Source organism: Pseudomonas sp. Z5-35 (assembly GCF_051131945.1).
In the GTDB taxonomy this organism is placed as follows: Bacteria; Pseudomonadota; Gammaproteobacteria; order Pseudomonadales; family Pseudomonadaceae; genus Aquipseudomonas; species Aquipseudomonas marvdashtae.
In genome coordinates this window covers 1,829,151-1,851,553 of the sequence record NZ_CP071640.1, presented here as the reverse complement: position 1 = coordinate 1,851,553, position 22,403 = coordinate 1,829,151, and the positions used below count along the sequence as shown (strand labels likewise).

At 58.2% G+C, this 22,403-nt stretch carries 25 protein-coding genes, 1 tRNA gene and 1 pseudogene; 10 read left to right on the top strand and 17 right to left on the bottom strand.

The features are described from left to right. Positions 1-8: 8 nt before the first annotated feature. Positions 9-932, bottom strand: a complete 924-nt coding sequence (locus J3P95_RS08805) for a LysR family transcriptional regulator (RefSeq protein WP_434577799.1) — start codon at positions 930-932, stop codon at positions 9-11. A gap of 125 nt (positions 933-1,057) precedes the next feature. Between J3P95_RS08805 and J3P95_RS08800 the strand changes: the two genes are divergently transcribed. After that, positions 1,058-1,804: a 3-oxoacyl-ACP reductase family protein gene (locus tag J3P95_RS08800; RefSeq protein ID WP_434562189.1), complete on the top strand. Its 747-nt coding sequence runs from the start codon at positions 1,058-1,060 to the stop codon at positions 1,802-1,804. Between the two features lie 74 nt (positions 1,805-1,878). On the opposite strand, the gene J3P95_RS08795 is transcribed toward J3P95_RS08800, so the two are convergent. From J3P95_RS08795 to J3P95_RS08770, 6 genes are all read right to left on the bottom strand, one after another. Next, complete coding sequence (locus tag J3P95_RS08795; protein ID WP_434562187.1) at positions 1,879-2,574, bottom strand: HAD-IA family hydrolase; 696 nt, start codon at positions 2,572-2,574, stop codon at positions 1,879-1,881. Between the two features lie 218 nt (positions 2,575-2,792). Next, positions 2,793-3,161 (bottom strand): hypothetical protein, encoded by a 369-nt coding sequence (locus tag J3P95_RS08790; RefSeq protein WP_434562185.1) that lies wholly within the window; start codon positions 3,159-3,161, stop codon positions 2,793-2,795. 86 nt (positions 3,162-3,247) lie between these two features. Further along, complete coding sequence (locus J3P95_RS08785) at positions 3,248-3,454, bottom strand: hypothetical protein (protein WP_434562183.1); 207 nt, start codon at positions 3,452-3,454, stop codon at positions 3,248-3,250. Between the two features lie 56 nt (positions 3,455-3,510). After that, the gene (locus J3P95_RS08780) at positions 3,511-3,684 is read right to left on the bottom strand and encodes a hypothetical protein (RefSeq protein ID WP_186641627.1); all 174 of its coding nucleotides are present in this window, start codon (positions 3,682-3,684) and stop codon (positions 3,511-3,513) included. Positions 3,685-3,803: 119 nt separating this feature from the next. Next, the gene (locus J3P95_RS08775; protein WP_434577802.1) at positions 3,804-4,220 is read right to left on the bottom strand and encodes a glycine zipper domain-containing protein; all 417 of its coding nucleotides are present in this window, start codon (positions 4,218-4,220) and stop codon (positions 3,804-3,806) included. A gap of 655 nt (positions 4,221-4,875) precedes the next feature. Then, the gene (locus J3P95_RS08770) at positions 4,876-7,065 is read right to left on the bottom strand and encodes a response regulator (protein ID WP_434577804.1); all 2,190 of its coding nucleotides are present in this window, start codon (positions 7,063-7,065) and stop codon (positions 4,876-4,878) included. 211 nt (positions 7,066-7,276) lie between these two features. Between J3P95_RS08770 and J3P95_RS08765 the strand changes: the two genes are divergently transcribed. Then, positions 7,277-7,549: a short-chain dehydrogenase gene (locus J3P95_RS08765; RefSeq protein ID WP_434577806.1), complete on the top strand. Its 273-nt coding sequence runs from the start codon at positions 7,277-7,279 to the stop codon at positions 7,547-7,549. A gap of 227 nt (positions 7,550-7,776) precedes the next feature. On the opposite strand, the gene dapF is transcribed toward J3P95_RS08765, so the two are convergent. Next, entirely contained in the window at positions 7,777-8,580 is an 804-nt protein-coding gene (gene dapF / locus J3P95_RS08760) for a diaminopimelate epimerase (protein ID WP_434577808.1), read from the bottom strand. Positions 8,581-8,664: 84 nt separating this feature from the next. Then, positions 8,665-9,477 carry a helix-turn-helix domain-containing protein gene (locus J3P95_RS08755; protein ID WP_434562175.1) on the bottom strand — a complete coding sequence of 271 codons (813 nt, stop codon included), beginning with the start codon at positions 9,475-9,477 and terminating at the stop codon, positions 8,665-8,667. Between the two features lie 117 nt (positions 9,478-9,594). Here J3P95_RS08755 and J3P95_RS08750 point away from each other — a divergent pair, with 117 nt between their 5' ends. Then, positions 9,595-9,984 (top strand): DUF2834 domain-containing protein, encoded by a 390-nt coding sequence (locus tag J3P95_RS08750; RefSeq protein WP_434562173.1) that lies wholly within the window; start codon positions 9,595-9,597, stop codon positions 9,982-9,984. Here J3P95_RS08750 and J3P95_RS08745 read toward each other — a convergent pair. Continuing rightward, positions 9,914-10,228: pseudogene (locus J3P95_RS08745) on the bottom strand (GNAT family N-acetyltransferase); the annotation flags it as partial. The gene J3P95_RS08750 and the pseudogene J3P95_RS08745 sit on opposite strands and share 71 nt — an antisense overlap. Between J3P95_RS08745 and J3P95_RS08740 the strand changes: the two are divergent. Together J3P95_RS08740 and J3P95_RS08735 are read left to right on the top strand one after the other, a co-directional pair. Then, positions 10,218-10,892 carry a DUF3916 domain-containing protein gene (locus tag J3P95_RS08740; protein ID WP_434577810.1) on the top strand — a complete coding sequence of 225 codons (675 nt, stop codon included), beginning with the start codon at positions 10,218-10,220 and terminating at the stop codon, positions 10,890-10,892. The pseudogene J3P95_RS08745 and the gene J3P95_RS08740 overlap by 11 nt on opposite strands. Then, the gene (locus tag J3P95_RS08735) at positions 10,892-11,857 is read left to right on the top strand and encodes a DMT family transporter (RefSeq protein WP_434581255.1); all 966 of its coding nucleotides are present in this window, start codon (positions 10,892-10,894) and stop codon (positions 11,855-11,857) included. The genes J3P95_RS08740 and J3P95_RS08735 overlap by 1 nt, the downstream gene beginning before the upstream one ends. Positions 11,858-11,873: 16 nt before the next feature. Here the strand turns inward: J3P95_RS08735 and J3P95_RS08730 are convergent, their stop codons facing one another. The 4 genes from J3P95_RS08730 to J3P95_RS08715 all read right to left on the bottom strand — a co-directional run bounded on the left by J3P95_RS08730 (position 11,874) and on the right by J3P95_RS08715 (position 14,719). Next, positions 11,874-12,512, bottom strand: coding sequence for a helix-turn-helix domain-containing protein (locus tag J3P95_RS08730; RefSeq protein ID WP_186640673.1), 639 nt, complete (start codon positions 12,510-12,512; stop codon positions 11,874-11,876). Further along, a complete protein-coding gene (locus J3P95_RS08725; RefSeq protein ID WP_434577812.1) occupies positions 12,512-12,841 on the bottom strand; it encodes a type II toxin-antitoxin system HigB family toxin in 330 nt (109 codons plus the stop codon). The genes J3P95_RS08730 and J3P95_RS08725 overlap by 1 nt, the downstream gene beginning before the upstream one ends. 214 nt (positions 12,842-13,055) lie before the next feature. Next, positions 13,056-13,538: a nuclear transport factor 2 family protein gene (locus tag J3P95_RS08720; RefSeq protein WP_186640846.1), complete on the bottom strand. Its 483-nt coding sequence runs from the start codon at positions 13,536-13,538 to the stop codon at positions 13,056-13,058. A 137-nt stretch (positions 13,539-13,675) separates the two neighbouring features. Continuing rightward, complete coding sequence (locus J3P95_RS08715; protein WP_434562167.1) at positions 13,676-14,719, bottom strand: UV damage endonuclease UvsE; 1,044 nt, start codon at positions 14,717-14,719, stop codon at positions 13,676-13,678. Between the two features lie 456 nt (positions 14,720-15,175). On the opposite strand from J3P95_RS08715, the gene J3P95_RS08710 reads away from it, so the two are divergent. Then, complete coding sequence (locus J3P95_RS08710; protein ID WP_434562165.1) at positions 15,176-15,469, top strand: DUF1778 domain-containing protein; 294 nt, start codon at positions 15,176-15,178, stop codon at positions 15,467-15,469. Next, entirely contained in the window at positions 15,427-15,948 is a 522-nt protein-coding gene (locus J3P95_RS08705; protein ID WP_434562163.1) for a hypothetical protein, read from the top strand. Before J3P95_RS08710 ends, J3P95_RS08705 begins: the two co-directional genes overlap by 43 nt. A gap of 303 nt (positions 15,949-16,251) precedes the next feature. Here J3P95_RS08705 and J3P95_RS08700 read toward each other — a convergent pair. Beyond that, a tRNA-Ser gene (locus J3P95_RS08700) sits at positions 16,252-16,341 on the bottom strand. Between the two features lie 307 nt (positions 16,342-16,648). On the opposite strand from J3P95_RS08700, the gene J3P95_RS08695 reads away from it, so the two are divergent. From J3P95_RS08695 to J3P95_RS08685, 3 genes are all read left to right on the top strand, one after another. Then, the gene (locus J3P95_RS08695; RefSeq protein WP_434562161.1) at positions 16,649-17,338 is read left to right on the top strand and encodes a crotonase/enoyl-CoA hydratase family protein; all 690 of its coding nucleotides are present in this window, start codon (positions 16,649-16,651) and stop codon (positions 17,336-17,338) included. Positions 17,339-17,540: 202 nt separating this feature from the next. Continuing rightward, on the top strand, positions 17,541-18,263 hold the full coding sequence (locus J3P95_RS08690) for a lysophospholipid acyltransferase family protein (RefSeq protein ID WP_434577817.1): 723 nt from the start codon (positions 17,541-17,543) through the stop codon (positions 18,261-18,263). A gap of 135 nt (positions 18,264-18,398) precedes the next feature. Next, positions 18,399-19,370, top strand: a complete 972-nt coding sequence (locus tag J3P95_RS08685) for a magnesium and cobalt transport protein CorA (RefSeq protein WP_186640748.1) — start codon at positions 18,399-18,401, stop codon at positions 19,368-19,370. Positions 19,371-19,446: 76 nt separating this feature from the next. Here J3P95_RS08685 and J3P95_RS08680 read toward each other — a convergent pair whose 3' ends face one another. Then, positions 19,447-20,163 carry an amidotransferase gene (locus J3P95_RS08680; protein ID WP_434577819.1) on the bottom strand — a complete coding sequence of 239 codons (717 nt, stop codon included), beginning with the start codon at positions 20,161-20,163 and terminating at the stop codon, positions 19,447-19,449. A gap of 83 nt (positions 20,164-20,246) precedes the next feature. Beyond that, entirely contained in the window at positions 20,247-22,391 is a 2,145-nt protein-coding gene (locus J3P95_RS08675) for a 3-hydroxyacyl-CoA dehydrogenase NAD-binding domain-containing protein (RefSeq protein ID WP_434577821.1), read from the bottom strand. Between the last annotated feature and the right edge of the window lie 12 nt (positions 22,392-22,403).

The following is a 22,403-nucleotide window of genomic DNA, read 5'->3' as shown; positions in this document are numbered from 1 at the left end:
TTCAAACTTCAGACCGCGCTGAACCGCTGCGCAAGCCCCTGCTCGGCAAACTGTTCGATAATGAAATCCACAAACGCCCGGGTCTTGCCCGGCAGCAGTTTGTGCTCGGCGTAATAAATGGAGATGTTGCCGTCATCGACATACCAGTCTGGCAGGACTCGCTGCAACCCCCCGGACTCCAGGAAAGGAATGGCGATAGGCATGCTCACCAGCCCAATCCCCAACCCTTGGGCGGCGGCCGCGCAGTCGGCTTCCGAGTCACTCATGGTCATGCGCGCCCTGAGCATCAGCGGGCTATGTTCCCGGTTGCGATGGGTCAGTTGCCAGGAGCGGACACGCCCGGTCTGTGGCGAACGAATCAGGATGCCTTGATGGTGCGCCAGGTCTTGCGGCTCAGTAATCGCAGCATGACTCTGTAGATAATCTTCGGACGCGACCAGCACCCGATGAGCCACCGCCAGTTTGCGCGCCACCACGCCTTGAGGCAGCTCGAACCCACCCCCGATGGCCGCGTCGAAGCCCTGCCCGATCAGGTCCACCTGGCGGTTGTCGAAATGCCAGTCCGGGTTGATCGCCGGGTACCGCCGCAGGAATTCCCCCAGCAACGGCACGACAAACAATCGTCCGAACGCCGTGCCCATGCTCACTTTCAGCGTACCGGCTGGCTGCCCACCGGCGCTGGCCAGGTTGGCGACGGCGTTCTGGATCGTATTAAAACTGCTGCCCACTTCCCGCAGGAACAACTGGCCGGCCTCGGTCAGTGTCAGGCTGCGAGTGCTGCGCTGGAACAGCCGCACGCCCAGGCGCGCTTCAAGCTTGGCGACGCTTTTGCCCACCGCCGCCGGGGTCAGGCTCAAGCGTCGCGCCGCCTCGGCAAAACTGCCGACCTCGGCGCTGCGGACAAAGCATTCGATACTGCTGAAAGTCTCCATGGCGCTCACTATAAACTTTTGGTTTACACAGACTATATCAAAGGAGGTCTACACAGCCGATCGCCGACTCTTGATACTCGCCCCATCAACCGTGGCACCTCGCCTCGGCACCTTTGGAGACCTTCATGAGCAATCAGACACTGAACGGTAAAGTCGCCTTGATCCAAGGCGGTTCCCGCGGCATCGGCGCCGCCATCGTCAAGCGCCTCGCTGCGCAAGGCGCTGCAGTCGCCTTCACGTACGTCAGTTCCGCCGCCAAGTCCGAAGAACTGCAGAACAGCATCATCGCCACCGGTGGCAAAGCCTTGGCGATCAAGGCTGACAGCGCTGACGCCGACGCCATCCGCAGCGCCGTCGATGCGACTGTGGACGCTTTTGGCCGGCTGGACATTCTGGTCAACAACGCTGGCATCCTGGCAATGGCACCGCTGGACGAGTTCAAGCTTGAAGACTTCGACCAGACCCTGGCCATCAACGTGCGCAGCGTGTTTATTGCTACCCAGGCAGCCGCTCGACACATGACCGAAGGCGGTCGAGTCATCAACATCGGCAGCACCAACGCCGACCGCATGCCCTTCGCCGGTGGCGCGACTTATGCCATGAGCAAATCCGCGCTGGTGGGCCTGACCAAGGGCCTGGCCCGCGACCTCGGCCCCCGCGGCATTACTGTCAACAACGTGCAACCCGGCCCGGTGGACACTGACATGAACCCAGCAGACAGCGACTTCGCGTCCAGCCTGATGGACCTCATGGCTATAGGGCGTTACGGCACGGTGGAAGAAATCGCCAGCTTCGTCGCCTATCTGGCGGGCCCGGAAGCGGCCTACATCACCGGGGCCAGCCTGACCATCGACGGCGGCTTTGGCGCCTGATCCCAAGGCGCACAAAAACGCCGGTCATGGTTGAGCCATGACCGGCGTTTTTTGCGTTGCCTCGCAGTGTGTCGTCAGGCCCATTCCATCTCTGGCAAACCGCACAGGCTTGGCTGGAACAGCTTGAGCGAGCGAATGATCCCGTCGGCATGGGCATACTTCTCGTCAGCCATGGCCGAGTCGGGGATTGCGATAGCGGTCATGCCCGCAGCTTTGGCCGCCGTCACGCCGAACGGCGAGTCCTCGAAGACCAGGCAATCTTTCGGCGCAACGCCGAGGCGACGGGCCGCGGTGAGGAAGATATCCGGCGCCGGTTTGGCCGCGCCCACTTCCGGATCATCCGCCGTCACGATGAAATCGAACAGCGCGAACCAGTCCCGGTGCAGCGTGGTTTTCAGCTCGAACGACTGGCGCGCCGAACTGGTTCCTACCGCAATGGGCACGTCATGGGCCTTCAAGTGGCGCACCAACTCTTCAGCGCCGGGCATCGCCAGGGCATGAGGAAAACGTTCGCGCATCAGCGGTTCGCGAATGACCAGGAATTCTTCCGGAGTGATCGGCAGCTCCAGCGCCTGGACCACATAACGAGCCAGGTCACCCGCGCCGCGCCCGATGATGTTCTGCTTGTGGCTCCAGTCGAACGTACGCCCGTAGCGCTCGGCAATGATGGACGTAACCTCTGTATAGATGCCTTCGGTGTCCAACAGCAGGCCATCCATGTCGAAAATCACAGCCTTGATCGGGCCAAAATTTTTCAGCGGTGCATTCATCGCATCTGATCCGTTATCAACACAACATTCCAGGGATGGCTCAGGTGCGGCCAGCGCAACGTGTTCGCCTTAAAGGATTCAGCAGAATAACGAGGCGCGCAGGATGCAAGCAATGGGAAATTTTCGTAACGAGGTGGCGAGGGATGAGCTGCTACTTGACCGGTCAGCGACGGGCTCCCTCGCCACGAACACAGGGGTGATCGACAGTGGGTTGTGCCTTAGCCGCCAGACGCACCCGAACCGGAGCCTGATCCGCCGCCGCTTGAGCTGCCACCGCTGCTGCTACCGGTTCCACTGCTTGAGCCGGAAGATCCGCCGCCCATCGTGCTGCCACCGCTGGTCGAGCCACTGCCGGTTCCCGGACTGGTGCTGCTGCCGCTGGCATCGCCACCGTTCCCTCCGCCCACTGAACCCGGCGGAAGAGCGTTGCCATTGGTCTCGGTGGTGGAACCGGCATCCATCTGGGTAGAAGGCGGCATTCCCCCCTTATCTACGGGTGCGTCGTTCGAGGACTGGGCAAACACCGCCACTGAACTGGCCGAAAGAATTCCGGCAAGCACCAAAGCCGTCATATTTGACTTCATCATGGTAAGTCTCCTTTTCAGATAACTACCTGATGTCTGGCAACCACCTCCGGCCGATGGTGCCGCAAAATCGACGGGCGGATGGGCAATCAGCTTGGCTTGCCGGAAGCATCGTCACCGGCAATGTCCGGGTCGTCCGGAGTCGCCTCGACATCCGGGTCATCGCTTGGTACTTGCTCTACACCGGCCTCCTCGTCGTCAGGTGGACGCTGATCGCGGCTCAGGGAGTCGGTTGGCGATGGCAGCGGGTATTCCGGGGTTTCATCGTCGTCTGGGACAGGCGAGTCGGCAGTCATGGCAAATCTCCTGGTCAGCAGTTTTACGAGGACATCGGTGCTGCGCTTGGGCAGCTTCAATCGTAGGATTCATCTTCGTGCTCAGTATCTTCATCCTCGATCAGCGGAACCTGAGCGTCGTCCATCAGCGAACCTGGATCTTCATTGCCCGGGTCATTCACGCCCGGATCGTTGATGAACGGAACGCCCGAGGGGCCTTTTTCTTCCTTGCCTTCGGTTTCCGGCGTCATGGCAGACCTCACTATTGCAAGTGTGTATGCGTTCGAGGCGGTGGTCGGGCAAACGTTCCGGGAAATACCCAATAAGAAAAAACCCGGCACTAGGCCGGGTCTCTTCATCAAGCGTCCGCTCAGCGGTGTTTTTTCTTGTGCTTGTGCTTGTGCTTCTTGCCACCGGAATGGCCATCGTTATCGTTGGACAGGTTGCTGCCCAACGCTCCGCCAGCCGCACCACCGACGCCCGCGCCAATGGTCGACCCGGTAGAACCGCCCAGGCGGTTGCCCACAATCGAACCGCCGGCCGAACCCAGGCCACCGCCAATGGCCGCTTCCGTACGGCTGCCCTTTCGAGCCCCCACCGCGCTGCCGGCTGCGCCACCGACACCGGCGCCAATCGCAGCGCCCGTGCTGCCGCCCATCTGCTGGCCGACCACGTTACCCAAGACACCGCCAAGACCACCGCCGACCGCAGCGGTACCGTCGCCAGCGGCCATTGCGCCCTGAGCGACTACAAGCCCCAGCACCAAGGTGGACAAAGTCAAACGCATGATAAAAACCTCAAGAATGCCGCATCGGGGAGAGATAGCCGGTGCGCGCGGGCGCGAGTGTACGCCAAACCGCGTCAGCCATGACGGTTGGACCACAAATGCAGGGGTAGTTTTATGACAGGCAAAAAAAAGCCCGCTGGGGAAACGGGCAGGTACTGCTTTCTAACGGATGAGCTGAGACTACGCGCGGGAGTGTGAAAGAAACGTGAAAGCAATTGTCTGTAGGAAAAAGATTAAAAATATTTACGAAACGTCCAATTCTCTAAAATAACTGCAAAAAAAAGCCCCATTCGGTGACGGGGCTGTGCTTACGTTATTTCCTGATAGGAACCTTGGGCAAAAACTTGGCCCTTTCCCCTCGCTGCACTTTGGCAACCTTCGTCCTGATGGACCTGATTGGCTCATCGCCAAAGTCTGCCCGATACGCCGACTGGCCACACTGCAGTCCTTCGTTGACCGGATACGCGGCTCCGTTTTCCTCGCTGTACGGTGCTCCCATCGCATTTCCCCTTTCATCAAGGTCGATACCGGCAACAAACGATCGCCTGGAAATATCGATCCTCACGGCTAAGAGACTAGTCGGTCATCAACAGACTGGCTGTTCGTTGACACCCTTGACCGACGAATGGAACGCGCTGTTTCAAAAAGAAAACATTCATTCGGCGCCCAGCATCGTCCGGCTCAAGACACGTGAAACCTGATCGGCGGAATAGGGTTTGGACAAAAACTCGAAGCCCTCATGCCCGCTACGAGCCAACTCTTCGCTGTAGCCAGACGTCAACACCACGGGTAGGTCCGGGCGACACTGGCGCAGCTGCCTGGCCAGCGCAATGCCACTGATGCCAGGCATAAGGACGTCGGAAAATATCGCATCGAACGCCATCGCATCCTGGCCGACCATTTCCAGTGCCTGCTCAGCGTTGGTCGCCCAGGCCGTTTCGTACCCCAAGTCTTGCAGAATCTGACTGGCGAAACGCCCCACTTCCAGGTTGTCTTCCACGATCAATACCCGCCGTCGGCCTTTTTCCAACCTCAACTGCGGGGTTTCCTCCATGGGAGGTAAACGCACTTCTTCAACTTCCACTTCCGGCAGATACAAGGTGAACAGGGTCCCCTTTCCGACAACGGTGGAAACGTCGACGTTGCCACCCGACTGCTTGGCGAAACCAAACACCTGGGACAACCCCAGCCCCGTACCCTTGCCCACCTCCTTGGTGGTGAAAAACGGTTCGAAGATGTGTTCGAGTATCTGCGGAGCGATCCCGGTGCCTGTGTCCTCCAGGGCGATGGCAGCAAAAGCCTGCGCGGCCCCGGCATGGCCACGGATCGGCGGTATGCCGGCACCGCAATTGAGCCTGAGCCACAGCGTACCCTGGCCGTTCATGGCGTCCCGGGCGTTCAATGCCATGTTGATGATGGCCGTTTCGAACTGGCTTAAATCAGCGCGGATATAACAAGGCCGGTCACACAGCTCGACCTTGACGGGTATTCGGGCGCCCGTCACGGTTTCCAGCATGTCCCCCAGGCTCTGCACCTGCTTGCCCACCTCGAAGACTTCCGGTTTCAAAGGCTGGCGGCGGGCAAACGCGAGCAACTGGCTGGTCAGCTTCGACGCGCGCTCCACCGTCTCGGCAACAGCTGACATGTAGCGCTGTCGGCGCTCATCAGACAGATTGGGCATACGCAGGAAATCGACGGAGGAGCGGATGATTGTCAGCAGATTATTGAAATCGTGGGCTACACCGCCGGTGAGCTGGCCTATGGCTTCGAGCTTCTGCGACTGATGAAGCGCCGCTTCGGTCTGCTTCAGCCGCGTGGTGCGTTCCTCGACCCGTTGCTCCAGGGTAGCATTCAATTCAGCCAGCGCGGCCAAGCCTTCACGCACCGCGGCGTCCGCACGGGCACGCTCGATGTGGGCCCAGGATCGCTCCGTGACTTCCATCAGCAACGCCAGATCGTTGGAAGACCAGACCCTAGGCGTTCTATCGTGGATTGCCATCAGTGCGGTCAAACGCCCGTCCTTTATCAACGGAACGCAAATGGTGGCTGCGATACCAATCGACTGGAAGGTTGCCGCTTCCTCCGGCTCGAGTTCCGCCAGGTTATCGTTCACCACCAATGGTTTGCCGACCCGCAGGTTGCTGACGGCCAGTCGACCGAAATCCGCCAGTCGATAATGTCCGACGATGCTCGGCGACCCGGCTCTCGCCCAATCGCCGCGAATGGTGAAACCGTCCTCGTCTTCATCCATGTCCGCGTAGGCACAATTGGACAAGTTCAAGTGCGCCGCCAGAATGCGCGTAGTGATCGCCATGATGGTCTGCGGGTCGGTGGCATTCGCCACGGCGCTGCCAATGGCATCAAGCACGGCGAGCCGCTGAGTCATGAACACCGTGGAGGTGGTCTCGGTGACCGTATCCAACACACCCACGATCTTGCCGAACTGGTCACGAATGGGGCTGTAGCAGAAAGTGAAATAGGCCCGTTCAGGGCCACCACCGCGCTCAATCACCAGCGGGAAGTTTTCAATAAAGGTGGCTTGCCCCTCAAAGGCCGCCTGCATGATCGGAGCGATCTCGCTCCAGGCTTCCTGCCAGACCTCATCGAATCGCCGGCCCAGCGCGTCGGGTTTACTGCCGAGGATGGGCAGGAACGCATCGTTGTAAAGCGTGACAAGCTCGGGGCCCCAGATGATCGCCTGGGGAAAATGGGAAGCAAGACTCAGCGCCACCGTGGTCTTCAGCACATCGGGCCACTGCCCAGGCGCCCCGAGCGGCGTGCCTTCCCAAGGATGGCGGCGGACCCGCACAGCCATTTCTCCGTAGCTTTGGAGCCAATCTGTCATTGCGTTCGATCCTTTTGAGACGCCAATACCAACGAGGATAGCGCTTGTAACCCCAAGCTGGGCCGTATTATCCCCCGCTGTGTGGGAATGCGCGATTGGATTGTGGGATGCGCCGGAGGGGCAAATGGGGGGTGAGGGGCAGACACGGGCAATGAGGCTACAGAAATATTCTACATATCGTTGGGATTTGGCCCTGATGTAAATAGCGGGCTTGTTGAGTTGTAAGGCATACAGCTCAGATACTTACGGCCATGGCAATGATACCACCGCCCCACTACACATCCTGCTCGACTCAGCAGCCTACCGAATCCGTGCCGCCACACAATTCCTGGAGAATTTGGCGATGCGTGATGAACTGACCATCGATCCCGCGACCCTTCAAGACCTGGCACAGCTGTGCTGCATCCCGCTGCGTGATGGGTGTGATGTGATGGATGTGATTGCCCGTCGATTGGATGCGGCACCGGCAGGTTCCACTTTATAAGCCTGCCCGCCAAATAAGCCTGCAAACCGACAACCTGTGGCGAGGGAGCTTGCTCCCGCTGGGCTGCGCAGCAGCCCCTTTTGTGAGCGCTGCGCACTCAAGCGGGAGCAAGCTCCCTCGCCACGCAGTGTGTAAATATTAAGACCGTGTGTAACTCGCTGCCGCGTTGGCGAGCAAGCTGAACCTCCTGCGGATCCTTGCTATGTCGGGGTGGAAAGCCTACCGACTCAGCCTTGACTCATCGTTCCCGAAAAACTCGCCTCCACCGGCCCGATAAGAAAGGCCGAGCCAACACCATCCCATTGCACCGTCACGCTTCCGCCATCACATTCAACCTCGACGGAACCGTCCAACAAACCACGACGAATTCCATTAACAGCCGCGCCACAAGAGCAAGAACCTGAGCCCAGCGCAATACCCGCCCCGCGTTCCCAGATGCGCAACCGAATATGTGTGCGATCAATGATCTGGACGAAATGAACGTTGGTCTTGAGTGGAAATAGTGCGTTGATTTCGATGGCCGGTCCTATCGTCGCGATATCAACGCTGGCCAGATCATCGACAAAATAGGTGCAGTGGGGATTTCCCATGCTGCATGCGGCTGGACTGCCGGCCAGTGGCAAGACAGTGGAATCCAGCTCTTGCGCCAAGGGAATGTCCGACCAGCCGAAAAGCGGCACGCCCATATCGACCGAAATGTCGCCGGTTGGCGTACGTTTGCAGGTAAGCAAACCGCGATTGGTGCGCAGGGTTATCGACCTGACATTTGCTGCGCGCATGAGCAGGTCCGCCGCTCCTCGCGTCGCGCTGCCACAAACGTCCAGCGCGGAGCCATCTGCGCTCCAGAACATCACGCGCGCATCAGCATCGTCGCAATCGAGCAGCACTGCGAGTTGGTTGAAGCCCACGCCCCGGTTCCGATTACCCAGTCGCTTGACCATGGCACTGGTCACCTGGTTGATTGTGTTTCGGGAGTCGACGATAACGAAGTCGTCGCCATTGGCATGCATCTTTTGAAAGCTCAGTTGCATGTAAACGCTCTGCTGGAGATTGAATTATCGACTCGCCCTGTTTTAACGGCCGCTTCTACTAGATGAACCATTGTTCTTCCTTGATCATTGTTTCTGTTGCGTCTGCTCATACGCCTTGGCCATGACCTCCCAGGTCTTGGCATCGGCAGGAATCAAATGCTCGATACGCAATGAACTCATCGTGATGTCGAGCGGCATGCCAAACGTAGTGAACGTCGACATGAACCGCAGCTCCCCCTGGGAAGAATCAACTCGTGTCAGCAACAGCGGAGGCAGTTCGTCAGCCAGGGCCGCAGCGCTGTCTGGGGCCGGCAGGCTCTTCAGAATCTCAGCCAGCGCTGGATTACTCAAGGCTTCCCTGGATGCTCGTTGCCAAGCCACTAGTCTTATTTCCTCGGCGTTACTCAAATGATCGCCCAAGCCAGCGGGTTGCAGCAGTGTCACCAAGAGGTTGAGCCCCTCTTCTGCGTTTCTGGCAAGGCCAACCAGATCGAACAACACTCCCGCGCTGGCGTTGGCGCCAAGGATGTCCCATTGAGCCCCCAAGACAATCGCCGGCGCAGGGTTATTGGCGCGAAGGATGTGTTCAATGGCATCACGCACCACTTCCATCGTCGATGATGTGAGCGGTGTCGTTTCGTAGCGAGGGGCGTAGCCGCTGGCGAGGAAGATGTCGTTGCATCGTTCCAACGGTACATCCAGGGCGGTCAACAAGTTATGCAGAGTGCCGGGACTTGGCTTCGCGCGCCCCGTCTCGATGCAACTAAGGTGACGCTGGGATAGCCCTGTTATCAGTGCGCAGTCCAACTGACTCAGTCCGGCCTGTTGGCGCAAGTGACGTAGTTGCGCTCCGGCCGAGGTTGGCGGCGTTGTTCGAGAGAAAGGTCGACTGGTCATCCGTTGACTCTGGCATTGCAGGGTGAGCGGCGTCGATGACCTCAGAGGTCATTGAAACCATGACGGTCGAATCACTAGCCTACTTCCACTGATCATGAACGAGTCCAAGGAGGCAAAGTGAAAAGACCCTACGTTGCACTTATCGCGCTACTGCTTTTTTCAATGTACACGGCGAGTACTGTGTTGCTCGCCGAGCAATCGCTCCTGGCGTTCGGACTCGGGCTCATGTCTCGCCCGGACACCGCGCAGGTCGTCATCGATCTTTATCTACTCGCTTGCATGGCATGCATCTGGATGTACCGGGACACTCGCTTGAAAGGCAGGTCGCTCATATCATTGCTGCCCTACATCCTAATAACGGCCATCTTCGTATCAATCGGTCCGCTGTTGTACATCGTCGTTAACGGATTTGGACGCCAATCGCCGCTGAAGCCTACCGCCATTTTGGGGCCAGCCAGAAACCTCGATTGTTGCCAGGCTCGTCGTACAAATGGATGCTGCCGATGATCCGTGTCGGATCCCCTGAAATACGGATCATCCAGTGACACTCGCGCCCGGCGGCAGCAGCGGGGAGCGCATGGTCGCGCACGTACGTCAGCGCGCCATCATCCGGGTAAGGCCAGGGCACGCGGCAGTCGAGGTAGCGAACCACTTCCCAGTGTGGGAATAATTGTTGAATCGCTGGTGCGTCCGTCAGCTCAAGGGGGGTGAGGATGAGGCGGCGGGTTTGGAAGGCGGGGATGGGGTCCAAGGTGAATTCCTTTTTTAACGTTATGGCGTCCTGCGGAGCGGATGCTGCCAGCGTAGGTCGGAAAAACCAAGTTGCACATCCAACCACGGCGAAGGCGAATCACATCGTTTCGCGGCCTACACTGGAGGCGCTCAGTACCATTGAACCGTATAAGGACATCGCCTTGCGACAAATTGCCCTCAGCGATAGAAAACTCCGAGGTATTCCCCGCCGTCTCCGCGCGCTGGAGCGTTGGGCCGCGAAATTTGAAGGCCATTGCTACCCTAAGTGCCACGAAAGCGAACGCTACGCACATTGGAAAATTCCAGTCATCGATTCACTCATCCAAGGTCCACAAGCACACATTGAAGTGCAGGCTTTCTGTATTCAACAGTTGCTCGAAGCAGGCGCCCATCTCTCCCGTGCGGCGGATCGCAGCCAAGGCTACTATCGCGTCGCCTGCCTTCTGACTTGGCCCTGGGTGCACCAAAGTGAAGTCACGGTGTTCTACGACCGTGATTACTACTTGAGCTTCCAGGGACAGCACAACACCCTTGCACCGCTGCGCTTGAGCGACCGACTTGCCTTGGATGTGCCTGAATCCTTTATCGAGCATGGGCACGATGTAACCCAGAGCGATGATGAAGTCGACGTTCATTGGTGGTGTATCGGGGAACCAGCGTGATAGTGAAGCCCCACTCGAACCTCATCGTCGGATTGGCCCTCGCCGTGGTCGCGACGCTGAGCTGGGCGTTGAACTTCATTGCGCCTTACGTCACCGGTGCCTACACGATCTATGACTTGTTGATCGTAAGATTCTTGATCGCCGGTGCCCTGGGCCTGGCTGTCATGCTGATCTACCGAGCCCAGCTTCGACGCCTGCGCCCCAATCAAGTTTTTCTGGCCGCAGGCCTGGGCGTGATCGGCTACCTGGGCTATAGCGCCTGCATCGCCGCCGGCATCATCTTCGGCGGGCCAGTGCTGACCCCGGCTTTTATTGGCATGGTGCCGGTCCTGCTGGCGCTGCTGGGCAACGCCACGACCAAAACCCTGCCATGGCGCAAACTGGCGATCCCGCTGGTTTTTTTGTCCGTTGGACTTCTGCTATCGAATCTCGGCGCTCTTCATCAACCCGCTGCAAGCGAGGGTTCGTGGCTGCTGGGTTTGTTGTTTTCAATGGGTGCCGTGGTGTTGTGGCTCGTATTCAGCTGGTTGAATCAGCGGGCGCTGCTTGAGCTGCCAGCCGATGCATCAGGGACGTGGACCGGTCTCATGATGGCCGGCGCCGGAATCGGCACCTTGTGCTTGTTACCGGCGGTACAAGCGCTCGACCGGCTCAAACTGCCGAGCCTGGGTTTTGGTGTTTCCGTTGCAGGGGATTTATACCTCTGGGGTTTGGGGATTGCGCTGATGTCATCCGTTGTCGGGGCATGGGCCTGGAACGCCGCGTCCCGGCGCCTGCCCATGGTGCTTTCCGGGCAGTTGATCGCCCTGGAGTCATTGTTCGCGACGGTACTCGGCTTGGGGTTTCATGGCCGGCTGCCGACAGTGCTGGAGACGGCAGGTCTCGCGGCAGTGTTGGTTGGGGTGGTGATGGGGGTGCGTATCATCCTGGCTTCCCGTGGGTCGTCAATTGGCCCCGGCCCTTAATCAGCAGATGACTGCCCTACCCTTTGTCAGGCTCTTCGACTGTTTTTTTGCGGCCCTTCGAAGCCACCACTTTGTATTCACCGGCGCTGGGCTCTTTCACTGAATGGGCGGTCAACGGGTCGTTGCGAAAGCGGTGATACGCTGAAGTTTTACCGACGGGAAGACGAACAGTTTCGATATGAGCCGCCTCTATCGAGCCTGCGGTCAAGAAAGCACTCGGCTCCATCGCAAATCGTTCGGCCAGCGCATACGCCATCTTGTGACTGATAGGCCGATCGCCATTGAGCACTTTGGACACCGCCGTTTTATCGCCAATTTCAGGGAGGTCTGAACCGGTGAGCCCGACCGTCTCCATAAGGTCCTTGATCAGCTGTACAGGCGTGCAGGTCGCCTCAAAAGCGGCATTCGATTCGCGAAACTGGTCGGAGTCGCTCTGGTAGGCCAGGATCTCATCCTCAAGTTCAACGAGAATTCTCTCTTCGGTTCTGTTCAGCTCGTGCCCATCGGTGAGCGCATCGAGCAAGTCCGTCGCACGCTTATAGTCGGCAGGAGTTTTGATGCCGTGCACAAACTCACCGCGCAGGCGATCCAGTACCGCGTGTAGCTCGCCAAGCGTAGCGATCACGGTTTGAAAGTCGGTCCGGGCTGCGCTCATCATCTTACCCCTTTGTTTCTTGCATACCAGATGTTGGCAACGTCGTAATCAGCATGCGTGTAGATGTGTTTGACGTAGAACTTCTGTCGGGTGAAGTTGACTCCGCCTATCACCCTCAGATTATTGCCGCCCACGTCGATCACCACCCAATTCATCGCAGCTCTGGGCTTGAACAAGTCGACACCGTGCACACCGAAAAGCTTTTGCAGGTCCGAGAACCCTTTGGGGCGCGCCATCCTCAAAATGCGCAGGCAACGATCAAGCCCAGCCTTATCGTTTGGGTAGAGAATCGCAGCGTCGCCAAAACGTGATGGTGTGAGTATATCCATGGGCGTCCTTGTCTTCGGGCCGATGGTACTCTTGTTGTGTTTTTTCACAACTTCTGTTTGATGACTGCCGGGAGCATTCATATGTGGAAAGATTTCAAAGGCGCAAGCGGCGGGGGCTCAAACAGAAAGGGCGCGTTGCGCAAGGGAATTGGCAACGCGCCCATCAAACGGGCGCTCGAACAATATAGCCCAGCACGCGGTTTCCGACAGGCCATCACTGCGCGGGTTTCACCCGTCGCATGAGGTCGTCCAAGGCGTAGGTATCCAGAAAAGCCGTCACTTCAACGATCTGGCCATTCTTGAACGTCATGTGCCACAGATAGGTGTTGTCGTAGGGTTTGTGATCCAGCGCCGTGGCCGTTCCATTCCAAAGAACCGCCACGACATCGCCCTGGGCAACGATACTGCGCACCGTAGGGACAATTGGCGTTGCCAGCCTCGCAGTAATTGGCCGCACGGCTTGGGCCAACTCAGCCTTGCTGGCGTAGACAGCAGAAACGGGGCTCGTGCCGGCCACGGTCCATTTGGCATCGGGCGCCAGCAGATCGAACGCCGAGCCTTTGCCTTGCTGCCAGTTAGCGAATGCCTGGCGGACCAGATCCGTGTTGGTGTTTTGAGTGTTCTCCGAGGCCCTGGCGTGGGCCGTTGAAAATATTAAAGACAAAGCGAGAACCTGGACGCGCCAGGCCAAACTCATCCATTTCATCATGATGTACCTCACAGCAGTTCAGTGGGTAAGGGTCTTCAGGAAGAACCTTACCGGCATGCGCCGTTAAGCTTTTGCCCGATACTGCTGTGGGGTTGCATGATGCTGTTCAGTGGCCTGAAGTTCGCTTAAGTGGACAATGCATCAAGATATGGCCGCGCGACATTTTCATAGAACGCCTGCGCCGCCAGGTTCTTGTCTTTCGCCTCCAACATAATGTCGAAACGGTCCAGGAACCCAAGCGCGTAGGTGTTCGTCCAGCCATTCCACATCCGATCGCTGTGGCCGTACAAATCACGTTTGGAAACGGCCTTCAACAATACCTCCATCTCAAGCTTGCGGTCTGCATCGAAACCCAACTCTTGAAGGCGCTCCGGAGGCTGTGAGTAATGCATGGTGGGCCGAACCCCACGCCAACTTTCGATGATGCGATCGACTCGCGAGGAGTCCGGCGCGATGTAATCGTTCTCGTTGATCCAGCAGTGATGGATGTCCAGCACGACGGGGGCAAGGTCAGCGAGTTGCAGGCAATCATCCACGCCGTAAGTCTTCTCCTCGTTTTCAAACGTGATGCAATTGCGTGCCACTTCCGTCAGTTGCGGCCAGAGCCCACGAATCCCCTCGCCTCCCAGGCGCCCGGCGATGTGCACGTTGCATTTGAAATCCTGGAAGCGCCGTCCGTAGCCCATCATGCGAATCATGTCGGCGTGGTATTCAAACTCGGCGATGCTGTTTTCCACCACCGATGGTTTATCCGAACCCAACACGCAGTATTGGCCAGGGTGAAAAGACAATCGGACATCCGCCGAACGCGCCACCTCGCCAATCGCAGCGAAACGCTCTTCAAGTTGACGTTGAATAACCGGGTCCCGATAAAACCCGCGCACTTTCGGATGGCTGTAGAACGGCAGCAGGTCGCTGCTCAGGCGAAGCATGCGCAGAGTAGGCGGCAACTCGGCAACGTAGGCGATCAGGCGCAACTGCGCGTCGAGATTGTGGGCGACCACTTCCAGTAGCTTGTCGCGGGCGACCTGGGGAGCGACGCCGTCCATCCAGCGCAACGTCGTGGTGCGAGGATTTAATGGGCTTTCGATTGCTTTCAAGGCGCTGACTGAAAGGCCGCGATCTGGGTGCCGGTATTGGCAGGCGAAGCCGATTCGGGGGTGGGTCATGGAGTATCCTGGCCGTTGGGTCCGTATGGGCGGTAGACATTACGGTGGCCGAGTGGTGCTTTTTGATTGGCTATTCTGACAATGGACTGCTAGCAAATAGGGCGTTGGATATCGCTGAGCCGCGTTAAACATTCCAGTCCTGGATTTTCCCATATCGCCCTTTTTCGGACGCCGAAAACCACAAAACATGGGTTTTGCTTCAGGCTGGATGCGGCCAAGCTTGGGGAGGCTTTCAGTGCCGGAAACGCCGTCGTTACGCAGGTCGCGGAGTGGGTTGGGCGGCGGTTGTCAAGGAGGCAGACCGTATAGCCAATCGATACACACGTATAGACAATAGCTATACGTAGGTATAGCATTCATTTGGAGCCCCAACACGGCTTCAATTTGAACGTTAGATCTTTCGAACGAGAGATCATATTAAGCGCAGTACTGGAACGTATCCAAGGCGGAAATCACATGTCCGTAAATATTGAAAATGTTGAAAGATCAAAGCCCGTTCCCATCAACATGAGAGCGGACGAAAAAAAACGGAACCTGATCGATCTGGCTGCTGCCATGTCCGGTCGTGATCGAACCAGCTTTATCTTGGAGGCTGCTTGTCAGAAAGCAGAGGAAGTCATCTTGGATAAGCGCCTGTTCCTTCTCGACGACGTGGCATTTGACGCATTTGAACAGGCAATGGAAGCCAACCCGATTCGAGGTAACGAGTGTCTACATCAACTTCTCGAAAGGCCCAAACGGTGGAGCTGAGGGCTCCCGAAAAGCTGAACGACGAACACATCCTGGATGAATTCGATTCTGGCGTGGCGTCGATCAACGATTATCTTCAAAGGCATGCCCGCAAAGCTCAGGTCGCAAAACAGGCCGTGGTCTATGTGGTCTGCCGTAAGGATACGCCTGTCGTGGCGGGGTACTACACCCTATCCAGCGGATCGATAGCCCGGGAAAACGTTGTCCCAAAGAGCCATCAACGCAACTCGCCAAGCGTGCATCCGGTGACACTGTTGGGGCGGATGGGGATCACTTTGGCGGCTCAAGGCCAAGGCTTTGCGATTGACCTGCTGCAGGATGCGATCGAGAGGGCGATCACCGCGTCTGCCACCATTGGTTCTACCGCTATGATCGTGCATCCGCTTAATGAGCGGCTATCAGACTTCTATGCCAAATATGCTGGGTTTATACCGTGCCCTGGGCTTTCGCCTATCACGTTAATGCTGCCGCTCCGGTAATACGTCGGACCCGCACTGATGATTTCATGGATACCTAAGACTAGGATGTGGTCATTGCGACCACGGCCCCTTCGTACCAGGCTCTACGTGACATTTCTTAACCCTCTGCACAGCTTAAATGGACGCTTCCAACCGTCAAGAATCCAGAGCGAGGGAGCATAAACCCCCATTCCGTCTTGGGCTGATGGGCGAACGCCCTATCGCCGTTCCCACCATGGGTCCCACATCTCCTTTTTTCAGATACCAAAAACCACAAATCCCCGACTTTCTCTAGGAAAATCAGGGATTTGTGTTTGCAGAATGTGGCGGTGAAGGAGAGATTCGAACTCTCGATACAGTTTCCTGTATACACACTTTCCAGGCGTGCTCCTTAAGCCACTCGGACACTTCACCGTGTCTCGGCAAACTGTTCAGTCTGTCGAGGCGCGCTAATGTAGTCGAAAGCTTTTCCGATGGCAAAGGTTTTTTTCAGAATTTTCATGTGGTTAAGGCTGGCTGGCATTTCAAACGCGCCGAGGCATGGCAAACCGGCCAAACTCTGGCTTTGTCTGGTTGCTGCGCTATAGAAGCAGGCGCGGCCTGCCGGGCGGACCGGGCTGTTTGTCGGGAGCGCGGCTGACCGGCGAGTCAGTCACGGCGCTTTACCTGGCCTGCGGCGGTGGGTAACGTCTGCTCCACTTCTCTTACAAGGACTAGCGCCATGAGCGACCTGATTGCCTACCACCTCGACGACGGTATTGCGACCCTGACCTTGAACAACGGCAAGGTCAATGCTATCTCGCCTGACGTGATCATCGCGTTCAACACCGCGCTGGACCAGGCGGTGGCCGATCGCGCAGTGGTGATCATCACCGGGCAGCCGGGTATTCTGTCCGGCGGTTACGATTTGAAAGTGATGACCGCCGGACCCAAGGAGGCGGTGAGCCTGGTCGCGTCCGGCTCCACCCTGGCCCGTCGCCTGTTGTCGCACCCCTATCCCGTCATCGTCGCATGCTCGGGGCATGCAGTGGCCAAGGGCGCGTTCCTTTTGCTGTCGGTGGATTACCGCATCGGTGTAGACGGGCCGTTCACAATCGGCCTGAACGAGGTGCAAATCGGCATGACCATGCACCACGCCGGCATCGAGCTAGCCCGCGATCGCTTGCGCAAGTCTGCCTTTCACCGCTCGGTCATCAATGGAGAGATGTTCAATCCGCAGAGTGCCGTGGACGCCGGTTTCCTTGATAAGGTGGTCTCGGCCGACGAGTTGCAAGCCGCGGCATTGGAGGCGGCGCGCCAGCTGAAGAAGATCAACATGACGGCGCACAAGAACACCAAGCTCAAGGTCCGCAAGGCGCTGCTGGACACTTTGGACAGCGCGATTCTGTTGGATCAGGAATATATGGGCTGACCCCCAAATTATTCAGGGAGCGGCCAGCGCTTTGTCCTACACATGTCGAGTAAAAATCCGGCAACCGCTCTAGCCCGCTTCTTTCAAGTTGCGGCGAAACAAATACTTAAACATCGGCCATCTCCTACCTCTTTAGGGACAATTGCTGAAAACAGTGCACATCCGTACACTGCGCCACCTTTTGTCCCAATGGGGCCTGTAGATGTTGTTTGCACTGCGTATGTCGTTGATGGCCCTGCATTTTGTCGTGGCGGGTGTGCTTGGCGTGATGCTGGGGCTGTGCCGGCCGTTCAACCCCGACAACAGCCGTTTATGCGCCAGGCTGTATGCACTGCCTGCGATGTGGATCCTGCGCTTGCGGGTGAAGGCCGAGGTGGACACGCTGGTGAATAAATCCCAGGGTTGCGTGATCATCGCCAATCATCAGTCCAACTATGATCTGTTCGTGTTCGGCAACGTGGTGCCGCGTCGTACCGTGTGCATTGGCAAGAAGAGCCTGAAGTGGGTGCCGCTGTTTGGGCAATTGTTCTGGCTGGCCGGTAACGTGTTGATTGACCGCGGCAATGCGCTCAAGGCGCGCAAGTCGATGCTGACCACCACGCATACGCTCCAGCACGAGAACACGTCTATCTGGGTGTTCCCGGAAGGTACGCGCAACCTCGGCGCAGAGCTGCTGCCGTTCAAGAAAGGCGCCTTTCAAATGGCGATCGCCGCCGGGGTGCCGATTGTCCCGGTGTGTGTCAGCAGCTACATCAAGCACATGCGCCTCAATCGCTGGCGCAGTGGCGACATTCTCATACGCTCGCTACCGGCGATTCCTACGGCAGGCCTGAGCATGGATGACATGCCCCGCCTCGTCGCCCAATGCCGGGAACAGATGCGCGAGTGCATCGAGACGATGGATCGGCAGCTGCAAGCCGCCTGAGCCAAAAACCCGCCTCCATGGCGGGTTTTCCTTTACCAGCGAACTCAGCGGATTTTGCTGACTCTCAAGCACCATGGCGCGCTAAGCTGCACGTGCCTGTCACTGCCAATTTCCAAGAAGAAGTGAACCATCATCATGGGTAGAGTCGTTGCTGCTGCGGTTTACAGCGCCGGTAAGAAAGTCACCAACATCACCCTCGACGAAGGCAGCGCCTGGGCTGCAAAACCAGGACATTTCGTGTGGATCGGACTCGAAGAGCCGAGCACGCTGGAGCTGACCAACCTGCAACGCCAGTTCAACCTGCATGAGCTGGCGATTGAAGATGCCATGGAGAAACACAGCCGTCCGAAGCTGGAGACGTTTGGCGATGCGCTGTTTATCGTCACGTATTCGCCGGTACGCCAGGACGGCAAGCTGCAGTTCATCGAAACCCATATCTTCGCCGGCAAGGGTTACATCATCACCGCCCGCAACGGTCACTCCGCGTCCTACGCCCACGTCCGGCAACGCTGTGAGGCACGTCCTATTCTGCTGGAGCACGGGGAAGATTTTGTCCTCTACGCCATCCTCGATTTCGTCATTGAAAACTACCAGCCAGTGGGCGAAGCCATTCACGCCGAGATCGATGAGCTGGAGCGCAACGTGCTGTGCAGCGCTCTCAACGAGCGAGACATCCAAAATCTGCACAGTTTGCGCCGCGACGTGCTGCGCCTGCGTCGCTACGCGGCGCCGATGGTGGAAATCAGCGAAGAACTACAGCGGCTGGACTTTCCGTTCATCGACAAGAATATGAGCCCCTATTTCCGTGATGTGCAGATTCACGTCACCCGGCAGATGGAAGACTTGGCGACCCTGGCGGACATTGCCAGCCAGACCATCGAGATTGGTGTGCTGCTCGAAGCGTCACGCCAGAGCGTGGTGCAACGCAAGTTCGCTGCATGGGCAGCGATCCTGGCGTTCCCGACGGCTGTCGCCGGGATCTATGGGATGAACTTCGAGAATATGCCGGAGTTGACCTGGCACTACGGCTACTTCCTGGTGCTGGGGTTTATCGGGGTGGGGTGTACCGCGTTGTGGGTGAGTTTCAAGCGGTCGGGATGGTTGTAGGAGAGGAGCAGCTGCAAGCTTTGAGCTTCAAGGTGCAAGTTCGGGCTTGCAGTGCTTGGAGCTTGAAGCTTAAAGCTTAAAGCTGCTTCTGAGCCACAAAACGCATCATCCACTCCGCCACGGTCGTGCCGTGATGTTCATGTTCAAGGCTCGCCACGCCCTGGCTATAGATCTGTTCGCCGAGGTGCTGTTGGCGGATCTCCAGCAAGGCCCGGGAATAATCGTGGATGAATTCCGGATGGCCTTGGAAGCACAGGACTTGATCGTTGATGTGATAGGCCGCGAAGGGGCAGAAATCGCTTGAAGCGATGACCGTGGCATTTGCTGGCAGCTCGGTGACTTGATCCTGATGGCTGATCAGCAAGGTCAATTCTTCCATTACCGGGCTCATCCACGGCGCCTTGGCCGCGAGCTTATAACGATGGGTGCCCACGCCCCAGCCTTGGCTCGCCCGCTCGGTCTTGCCACCCAGCAGCAGCGCCAGCAACTGATGGCCAAAGCAGACGCCCAACAACTTGTCGCCACGCTGGTAACGGTCCAGCAAGTAGGTCTTGAGGGTCTGGATCCAGGGATCGGTGCCGAAGGAGTCGGCCTTGCTGCCTGTGACCAGATAGGCGTCGAATTGCTCATCGTCACTGGGGTATTGCCCTTCCACCACGTTGTACACGGTGAAATCAGCCGCAATGGGCTGCTGCGAAAACAGGCGCTGAAACATCTGCCCGTAACCCTGATATTGGTCGACCAGTTCCGGACGCAGGATATCGGTTTCCAAAATGCAGATGCGTAGCGACATAAAAAATACCTGACACGATGATGGGAATATTGCACACCCAGAGCCTGCCTTGAAACACCGCCCCAAGGCAAGCCCCCTCCCCGTCAGAACAGCGCCTGGCTCGCAGCTTTTTCCAGCAACAGGGCGGGCGGTGAGAAACGTTCACCGTATTGATCGGCCAGGGATTGGGCACGGTCCACGAACGCCTGCACACCGTATTGGTTGATGAACTGCAACGCACCGCCCGTCCAGGCCGCAAAGCCGATGCCGAAGACCGAGCCGAGGTTAGCGTCCGCCGTCGAAGTGACGACGCCCTCCTCGACGCAGCGCACGGTCTCCAAGGCCTGGATGAACAGCAGGCGATCACGGATGTCCTGAGGCGGGATTTGCCGATCGGGCTTCTCGAAGCGGTGCTTGAGCTTCGGCCAGAGGTATTTCTGTCCCTGGGCCGGGTATTCGTAAAAACCGGCGCCGGCGGCTTTGCCCGGTCGCTTGTCTTTCTCGAGCAGCCAGTCAATCACGGCGAACGCTGGGTGCTCAATCGGCGTCTTCCCTTCTGCTTGCAGGTCCTTGGCCGTTTGCGTGCGGACATGGCTCATCAGACTGAGGGAAACTTCATCTGAAACAGCCAGGGGCCCGACCGGCATCCCGGCCTTGCGCGCCTCGGTTTCGATCATCGGCGCACTCACACCTTCGCCAAGCATCGCGATGCCTTCATTGATGAAGGTGCCAAAAACCCGCGACGTGAAGAAGCCGCGGCTGTCGTTGACCACGATCGGGGTCTTGTCGATTTGCAGGACGAAATCGAAGCCCCGGGCAAGGGTTTCCTCGCTGGTCCGCGCCCCCTTGATGATTTCAACCAAAGGCATTTTTTCCACTGGGCTGAAGAAGTGCAATCCGATGAACTTGCCCGGGTCCGGCACCGCCATCGCCAAGCCGCTGATGGGCAACGTCGAAGTGTTGGAAGCGATCACCGCGTCAGGCCCTGCCATCGCCTGGGCTGCCGCCGACACGGTGGATTTCAAAGCCCGGTATTCAAATACGGCTTCGATGATCAGGTCGCAACCGATCAGATCGGCATCGCTGTCGGTGGGATGGATGCGCGCCAGCGTGGCATTACGCTGTCCATCGGCAAGCTGGCCACGGGCGACTTTTTTGTCCAGCAACGCCGCCGAGCGGGCCTTGCCCTTTTGCGCTGCGACCAGGTCGATGTCCTTGAGCACCACGTCGATGCCAGCCATTGCGCTGACATGGGCGATGCCGGCCCCCATCATCCCGGCACCGAGCACGCCGATTTTGTTTGTCCGATAAGGCGTGAAACCCTCTGGGCGGGAACCGCCGGCCTTGATCTCGTTGAGTTGAAACCAGAAGGTGCCGATCAGGTTCTTGGCCACTTGGCCGGTGACCAACTCGGTGAAATAACGGGTCTCGATCAGATGCGCCGCGTCAAACCCCACCTGTGCACCTTCGACGGCGGCGCAGAGGATTTTCTCCGGAGCCGGCAAGCAGCCCTGGGTCTTGCTGCGCAGGATCGAAGGCGCGATCGCCAACATTTGAGCGACTGCCGGGTCGGACGGGGTCCCGCCTGGCATACGATAGTCTTTGCTGTCCCATGGTTGAGCCGCGCTCGGGTTGGTGAGAATCCAGGCCCGGGATTTCGCCAGCAGTTCGTCGCGGTCCGCCGCCAGCTCATCGATCAAGCCGACCTGCAGCGCCTGTTGCGGACCCACACGCTTGCCTTCAAGCAAATACGGCAGGGCCTTTTCCAGGCCCAGCAGGCGCACCATTCGCACCACACCGCCACCGCCTGGCAGCAGGCCGAGGGTGACTTCCGGCAAACCCATCTGCACCGACGGATGATCCAACGCGACGCGATGATGGCAAGCCAGGCAGATTTCCCAACCGCCGCCCAGGGCCGCGCCATTGATGGCCGCGACCACGGGCTTGCCTAAGGTTTCCAAGGCCCGCAGTTGCGCCTTGAGTCCCAAGACCGTTTGGTAGAAGGCCTGGGCCTCGTGCTTGCCGACCCTGATCAGCTCGTTCAGGTCGCCGCCAGCAAAAAAGGTTTTTTTGGCGGAGGTGACGATCACGCCGGCAATCGAATCTTTTTCACCGATCAAGCGAGCTACGCAAACGGCCATCGCCTCGCGGTAGATCGCGTTCATGGTATTGGCACTCTGGCCTGGCATGTCCAGGGTGAGGACGACGATCCGGTCCTCGCCGGTTTCGTAACGAATGGCGTCGATCATGAAAAGTGTTCC

What these genes read in the sequence shown, in the direction of transcription:
- J3P95_RS08740 (WP_434577810.1), top strand. Translation starts at nt 10,218, where the DNA reads ATGGGGTCCAAGGTGAATTCCTTTTTTAACGTTATGGCGTCCTGCGGA.
- J3P95_RS08785 (WP_434562183.1), bottom strand. Translation starts at nt 3,454, where the DNA reads ATGACTGCCGACTCGCCTGTCCCAGACGACGATGAAACCCCGGAATAC.
- J3P95_RS08675 (WP_434577821.1), bottom strand. Translation starts at nt 22,391, where the DNA reads ATGATCGACGCCATTCGTTACGAAACCGGCGAGGACCGGATCGTCGTC.
- J3P95_RS08720 (WP_186640846.1), bottom strand. Translation starts at nt 13,538, where the DNA reads ATGAGTTTGGCCTGGCGCGTCCAGGTTCTCGCTTTGTCTTTAATATTT.
- J3P95_RS08715 (WP_434562167.1), bottom strand. Translation starts at nt 14,719, where the DNA reads ATGACCCACCCCCGAATCGGCTTCGCCTGCCAATACCGGCACCCAGAT.
- J3P95_RS08805 (WP_434577799.1), bottom strand. Translation starts at nt 932, where the DNA reads ATGGAGACTTTCAGCAGTATCGAATGCTTTGTCCGCAGCGCCGAGGTC.
- J3P95_RS08680 (WP_434577819.1), bottom strand. Translation starts at nt 20,163, where the DNA reads ATGTCGCTACGCATCTGCATTTTGGAAACCGATATCCTGCGTCCGGAA.
- J3P95_RS08770 (WP_434577804.1), bottom strand. Translation starts at nt 7,065, where the DNA reads ATGACAGATTGGCTCCAAAGCTACGGAGAAATGGCTGTGCGGGTCCGC.
- J3P95_RS08790 (WP_434562185.1), bottom strand. Translation starts at nt 3,161, where the DNA reads ATGATGAAGTCAAATATGACGGCTTTGGTGCTTGCCGGAATTCTTTCG.
- J3P95_RS08730 (WP_186640673.1), bottom strand. Translation starts at nt 12,512, where the DNA reads ATGAGCGCAGCCCGGACCGACTTTCAAACCGTGATCGCTACGCTTGGC.
- J3P95_RS08780 (WP_186641627.1), bottom strand. Translation starts at nt 3,684, where the DNA reads ATGACGCCGGAAACCGAAGGCAAGGAAGAAAAAGGCCCCTCGGGCGTT.
- J3P95_RS08695 (WP_434562161.1), top strand. Translation starts at nt 16,649, where the DNA reads ATGAGCGACCTGATTGCCTACCACCTCGACGACGGTATTGCGACCCTG.
- J3P95_RS08690 (WP_434577817.1), top strand. Translation starts at nt 17,541, where the DNA reads ATGTTGTTTGCACTGCGTATGTCGTTGATGGCCCTGCATTTTGTCGTG.
- J3P95_RS08710 (WP_434562165.1), top strand. Translation starts at nt 15,176, where the DNA reads ATGTCCGTAAATATTGAAAATGTTGAAAGATCAAAGCCCGTTCCCATC.
- J3P95_RS08685 (WP_186640748.1), top strand. Translation starts at nt 18,399, where the DNA reads ATGGGTAGAGTCGTTGCTGCTGCGGTTTACAGCGCCGGTAAGAAAGTC.
- dapF (WP_434577808.1), bottom strand. Translation starts at nt 8,580, where the DNA reads ATGCAACTGAGCTTTCAAAAGATGCATGCCAATGGCGACGACTTCGTT.
- J3P95_RS08725 (WP_434577812.1), bottom strand. Translation starts at nt 12,841, where the DNA reads ATGGATATACTCACACCATCACGTTTTGGCGACGCTGCGATTCTCTAC.
- J3P95_RS08755 (WP_434562175.1), bottom strand. Translation starts at nt 9,477, where the DNA reads ATGACCAGTCGACCTTTCTCTCGAACAACGCCGCCAACCTCGGCCGGA.
- J3P95_RS08795 (WP_434562187.1), bottom strand. Translation starts at nt 2,574, where the DNA reads ATGAATGCACCGCTGAAAAATTTTGGCCCGATCAAGGCTGTGATTTTC.
- J3P95_RS08800 (WP_434562189.1), top strand. Translation starts at nt 1,058, where the DNA reads ATGAGCAATCAGACACTGAACGGTAAAGTCGCCTTGATCCAAGGCGGT.
- J3P95_RS08775 (WP_434577802.1), bottom strand. Translation starts at nt 4,220, where the DNA reads ATGCGTTTGACTTTGTCCACCTTGGTGCTGGGGCTTGTAGTCGCTCAG.